Annotated in this window: 5 protein-coding genes and 1 pseudogene; 1 reads left to right on the forward strand and 5 read right to left on the reverse strand. The window is 41.2% G+C overall.

What is annotated here, in order from left to right:
- On the forward strand, positions 1-241 hold a 241-nt coding region (locus tag AB1414_14330), incomplete at its 5' end, for a hypothetical protein (GenBank protein MEW6608600.1).
- Here the strand turns inward: AB1414_14330 and AB1414_14335 are convergent.
- From AB1414_14335 to AB1414_14355, 5 genes and pseudogenes are all read right to left on the reverse strand, one after another.
- Positions 199-576 (reverse strand): annotated as a pseudogene (locus tag AB1414_14335) (four helix bundle protein). The gene AB1414_14330 and the pseudogene AB1414_14335 sit on opposite strands and share 43 nt — an antisense overlap.
- Positions 577-611: 35 nt before the next feature.
- The gene (locus AB1414_14340; GenBank protein MEW6608601.1) at positions 612-2,816 is read right to left on the reverse strand and encodes a TonB-dependent receptor; all 2,205 of its coding nucleotides are present in this window, start codon (positions 2,814-2,816) and stop codon (positions 612-614) included.
- A 492-nt stretch (positions 2,817-3,308) separates the two neighbouring features.
- The gene (locus AB1414_14345) at positions 3,309-5,039 is read right to left on the reverse strand and encodes a ferrous iron transporter B (GenBank protein ID MEW6608602.1); all 1,731 of its coding nucleotides are present in this window, start codon (positions 5,037-5,039) and stop codon (positions 3,309-3,311) included.
- Complete coding sequence (locus AB1414_14350) at positions 5,017-5,289, reverse strand: FeoA family protein (protein MEW6608603.1); 273 nt, start codon at positions 5,287-5,289, stop codon at positions 5,017-5,019. The genes AB1414_14345 and AB1414_14350 overlap by 23 nt, the downstream gene beginning before the upstream one ends.
- Positions 5,259-5,417: an alpha/beta hydrolase gene (locus tag AB1414_14355; protein ID MEW6608604.1), complete on the reverse strand. Its 159-nt coding sequence runs from the start codon at positions 5,415-5,417 to the stop codon at positions 5,259-5,261. The genes AB1414_14350 and AB1414_14355 overlap by 31 nt, the downstream gene beginning before the upstream one ends.
- Between the last annotated feature and the right edge of the window lie 195 nt (positions 5,418-5,612).

Raw genomic sequence — 5,612 nt, forward strand, 5'->3', positions numbered from 1 at the left:
TAACTGGTTAAATGGTAACTGGTTAAATGGTAATTGGTTAAATGGTAATTGGTTAAATGGTAACTGGTTAAATGGTAATTGGTTAAATGGTAACTGGTTAAATGGTAACTGGTTAAATGGTAATTGGTTAAATAGTTACCAGTTACCAATTACCAATCACCAGTTACCAATCACCAATTACCAATCACCAATTACCAATCACCAATCACCACTTTTACACTTCCTTAAATACTTGATATAGCCATTGAGTTTCTTTAGGAGTTCATATCCTTCCTTTTTTAACTGAGTTAAGTAATTCTCGTTAGCATAATTCTCGTCAATACATACATTAAAATCGTCAATCAACTCTTCAAGAGAACCCCGAGCCTATCTTACAAACTGAATATTCTCCTGATAGTGATAGCGGCCGTGTCCTTCTGCTATGGAGTTAGTCAAAGAGACAGAGGCTCTCCTCATCTGGCTTGTCAAATTATACTTTTCTTCTTCTGGTAATTGCCTGGACAGTTCATATATTTTCTTCCTGAAATCACGAGCCATCTTATAAACTTCTAAATCTTCAAATGTCTTATATTCCATTTACCGCCCTCCAGTTACCAATTACCAGTTACCAGTTAAAATGCTACTTCCATTCCAGCATAAAGCATCCTGCCTGTGTAAGGTGCGTACATAAATGCCGCATCATCCGGATGCTTCTCATCCTGTACCTCATCAAATAGATTCTTAGCACCTACAAAGGTAGTAAGTCCATAATCTGAGAAACTCCTGGATATCTTAGTATTGACTACTACAAATGGGTCTGTATACTTGATCTTGCTTTCAGCAGCTTCCACATCTTCATCCTTGCAATAGTCGATATACATCCTACCGGTGTAGTTGCAGTCTAATACAAGGTCCCAGTCTTGCGGGCTGTAGTCCAGTTTGAGACCTGCGGTAATCTTTGGAACGCGAGGGATATATTTACTGTCAGAGGCATATTTACCTCCATGAGCATTCACCCAATCCTCTCGTTCCTTCTTATATTGGGCGTCGGTATAAGCCAGATTGCAATCAAGATCGAGGTTTTCGGCTAAGCGAGTTACCAATCCCAATTCTATACCCTGGGTATAGGCATCACCTATATTTTTCCATTCATAGGTATAGCCTAACTCTGAAGCCTTATCACTGGCATCAGTAAAACCAATCTTATCCTTAAGGTTGGTGCGAAAGATATTGGCAGATAATGAATATTTCTCTGCCGCATAATCTACACCAAAATTTAGGCTTACCGATTTTTCAGGTTTCAACCCTGCACCTTTATAAACTCTTGGTGAGCCGCTGCAAAGATGCAAATCCTCACTGAAACCATACGGAACACGGAAACCTGTGCCAAGACTTGTGCGGACGGTAATATGAGAATTTGGGCGATACATTAACGCCGCTCTGGGACTAAAGGCAGTTTCGTCATACTCAAGCTTAATTCTGTCTTTGGGAGCGGCATCCCCTGAGCCGCCAAAATCATCCTCTGAATCATGCTTGTCATACCTTGCTCCTACTACCAGCTCCAGAGTATCATTTAGAGATACCTCATCCTGGAGATAAATCCCTATCTCATCCGCACTCTTTTTGCTTGTGGAGAGATAGGTACTTCCAGTAGCTGGTTCTGGGCCTACCAGATTCACATACTTGCCTTCCTCCTCCAGCTCATTTTTGCTGTATTGAACTCCTGCTAACAGGCGATGTTTTTCTCCTGACAGCCATGTATAGTTCAAATCCAGCACATAAAGTTTTTCATCAGCCAGATACGGTCGCATTTCATTTACCGGAGCGACTGACTCATCAATGGTTGTGGTAGATGTATTATCAGGATGAGTATCCCTATAATCAACCACGAATGAATCATTGGTGGCATTGCGGTGATGGGTGCAGTAGCTGAGGTTAAGATTTACCATTCGGTCTTCTGCAAGATTCTTTCTGTAGCCAATTCCTGCCTCATATCGGGTAGTCTTAATATTCTCTGCTGATTCTGCATAGAAATTTTCAAATGTGTCTACATCACCACCTTGCCGCTGTTCATTTGCGGTTCTTCCTGAAAAACTGAGTTTATCATCTCCAAACACATCGTACCAGTTTATCTCTACTCCACCAGTAACATTGTCGGTTCTCACTCTATCAGTCAATCGCTCTTCTTCTGCAGAAAGACATGAGTCGTCCTCCAGAATTTCATCTCCGGTACTCTTTTGAGCAGTGAGCATCATATCCATATTTGCCTTTTTGGTGGAAGCAAATATCTCATAGTTATTGGTTTTATGCTCTCCAAAGCTCATATTTACATTCATTGTAGGCTCTTTAGTTGGCTTTTTAGTGATGATGTTAATCACCCCGGCAATAGCACTTGCTCCGTAAAGAGCAGACCCGGCACCTTTTACCACCTCGATACGCTCGATATTTGCAGTTGGCACCTGCTGCAAGCCATATACGGATGCCAACCCGGAATATACAGGCTGTCCATCAATCAATATCTGGACATGTCCTGCTTCTAACCCCTGCATCCTACAAACTGTGAAGTTGCAATAGGAACATTGTTGTTCTACCCTTATTCCAGGTGTTCCTTCTAAAGCCTCGTAAAGATTTGTTGCCCCTTTTTCCTTAATCTCCTCACTGGTAATAACCTCAGTGCGGACAGGTACATCTGCTAATACCCTTTCGCCCTTAGTGGCTGTTACCACTACCTTTTCCAGTTCAATAGCCTCTTCTGCTAAAACTGATTGGGGTAGGTAGAACCCCAGAACTGCTGCCAGAATGATTACTGGCATTGTCTTTGTTAACCTTGTTAACATAATACACCTCCATGTTTTGGTAATTGGTTAAATGGTGACTGGTTAAATGGTAATTGGTTAAATGGTAACTGGTTAAATAGTTACTAATTACCAATCACCAGTTACCAATTACCAATTACCAGTTACCAATCACCAGTTACCAATTTTTAGTTGACACCAAACCCCCACTTATGGTATACTATGTGTGGGCCTGGTGTGTTTGTCATACCGGGTTTCGGTTGAAGGCGGTTTCTTCTTTTTTGGTTGCGGAACCGCCTTCTTACCTTTTGGGGGACTTCCCCGTATGAAGCTTCTGCTTCCTAACAATCTTATCACCTCCTCTCTTTTGGTAACTGGTTAAATGGTAATTGGTTAAATAATTACCAATCACCAATCACCAGTTACCAATTACCAGTTACCAATTACCAGTTACCAGTTACCAATCACCAGTTACCAGTTACCAATTACCAGTTACCAGTTACCAATCACCAGTTACCAATCACCAGTTACCAATCACCAATTACCAATCACCAAATTAAGTATTCCACCCACCAGCAGGGTAGAAATAATCATGAGTGCTGTAGATTTGAGCATGCCTGCTATTCCTAATTCTTTCACCAAAGTAGCAAAAGTAGCTACACATGGGAAATACATGGTCAGCACCACAGATGCTACTACAATCTGTGGAAAACTTAGTCCCAATGGGACAAGCATGCCCACAGCCACATCCTTGCGGAAGAATCCAAGCAAGAGAACCCCTACAGCCTCTTTAGGTAGACCTAAAATCCCTGAAATTACAGGTGCAGTAAATCTGCCTACAAGATCAATTATTCCAAGAGTATACAAAATATTGGCAATGAATACCCCTGCTAATACCCAGGGAACAGCCTCTTTGACAAACCAGATAATCCTCATCCCGACCTTTTTTACCAGCCCTTGAAAATAAGGAAGGCGGTATGGAGGTATCTCAAGGAATATCTCCATGGACTCCCCCTTCATAGTTCTGTTTAATAAAACTCCCAAAATAATCCAGACTACAAACAGTGTGCCAAAAACTATTCCCAATCCTCCTGCTCCATATTTACCTATCAACCCAACTACCATAGCAATCTGTGCCATACAGGGGACAGCAATTGCCATCAAAGTAGCGGCAATAAACCTCTCCCGCTTTGTCTCCATAATCCTGGTTGACAAAGCCCCCGGCACATTACAACCCAACCCAAGCATCATAGGTATGATAGCCATACCGTGCAGGCCTAATCTGTGCATGATATTATCTACCAATACCGCCAATCTGGGTAAATAGCCTGAATCTTCTAAAAAAGAAAGTATCAGATAAAAGGCAAAGACATAGGGAAGCACTGCTCCAAAAGGGACGAAAAGCCCGGTAGTAAGAAGTCCAAATGATTCACCAAAGTCTATCTCTCCATCCACCAATCTTCCAATCAATATGGTGTGAATAAATCCATCACTACCAAGAATATTTGATAGTTTCAGCATTAATGGTGCCCACAAATTCTCAAAGAAAGGCTCAAATACATAACCTATCAATCCTTCACCAATAAATCTTATAACATGGAAGGTGGCAAAAAGGACTATTAGTGCTACGGGTATACCAGTTCTTGGGAAAATAGAGAGATCTGCTATCCTTTCTCTAAATCTATGATGCCGATGGATGATTTTTTCTACCTTATTAGTAATATTTCCTACCTCGTGCCATCTTTCTTCCTCTTCATATTCATATTCTCCTGCCTTTGCCTCTTTTATTTTGGATACCAGCTCCTTAAACCCCTCACCTGTTATAGCACAGGTAGGAATGCAGGGAATTCCAAGAGTCTGTTCGAGTTTTTCCACATCAATTTTTATACCCGTATGTTTTGCCTCATCCCAGAGATTGAGGGCAATAATGAGAGGGACTTTCTTTTTAAGCAACTGAAGGGTGAGATTTAGACTCCTTTCTAAATTTGTCGCATTAACCACATTGATAACCATATCCCCTTGTTGGAGCATCTCAACAGCCACCTCTTCAGCCCTGGAGGTAGGTTCTAAGGAATATACTCCCGGGACATCAATAACTTCAGCCGTCTCTCCCTTAAACCCTAACTCCTCCGGCAGATGCATAAAGCCTTTAGTAAATTCTACTGTAGTGCCAGGATAATTGGAGGCAATAACATGAACACCAGTAAGCCTTGAGAAAACCACACTCTTACCTACATTGGGATTACCCATTAGAAGAATTTTCATCGATTCCTTCCTCCTTTTCTACTTCTACCAATACCCTTGTAGCCATGCCAAATCCAACCGCTACCTGACTCTTACCGACCGCTACCACTACAGGACCACGCATAGCTTGTTGGCTTACCTTTTTTATCTCTTCACCAACTCTAATTCCCAAATTCTCCAATTTCAAACTCATTCCCGCTCCACCTTGAATCTCTACTATCTTTCCACTTTCTCCTATTTTCATCTGGACAAGAGAAATGCTTTTATGCATAACCGCCTCCCTTCATTGGTAACTGGTAATTGGTAATTGGTAATTGGTAACTGGTAATTGGTAACTGGTAATTGGTAACTGGTAATTGGTAACTGGTGATTGGTAACTGGTGATTGGTAACTGGTGATTGGTAACTATTTAACCAATTACCATTTAACCAATTACCAGTCAACCAATTACCAATCACCAAATAGTGTTACTGGCACTTTTCACAATAGCCAGTAGCCTCTATTTTATGACCATTTAACATAAACTTATTTTTCGTGCAGACCTTTTTTAGCTCATCCTCAATTAAATTATTGTAAAATTCGATAACTCTGCCG

This window comes from bacterium, from assembly GCA_040755795.1.
Lineage (GTDB): Bacteria > UBA9089 > CG2-30-40-21 > CG2-30-40-21 > SBAY01 > JBFLXS01.

What these genes read in the sequence shown, in the direction of transcription:
- AB1414_14340 (MEW6608601.1), bottom strand. Translation starts at nt 2,816, where the DNA reads ATGTTAACAAGGTTAACAAAGACAATGCCAGTAATCATTCTGGCAGCA.
- AB1414_14345 (MEW6608602.1), bottom strand. Translation starts at nt 5,039, where the DNA reads ATGAAAATTCTTCTAATGGGTAATCCCAATGTAGGTAAGAGTGTGGTT.
- AB1414_14350 (MEW6608603.1), bottom strand. Translation starts at nt 5,289, where the DNA reads ATGCATAAAAGCATTTCTCTTGTCCAGATGAAAATAGGAGAAAGTGGA.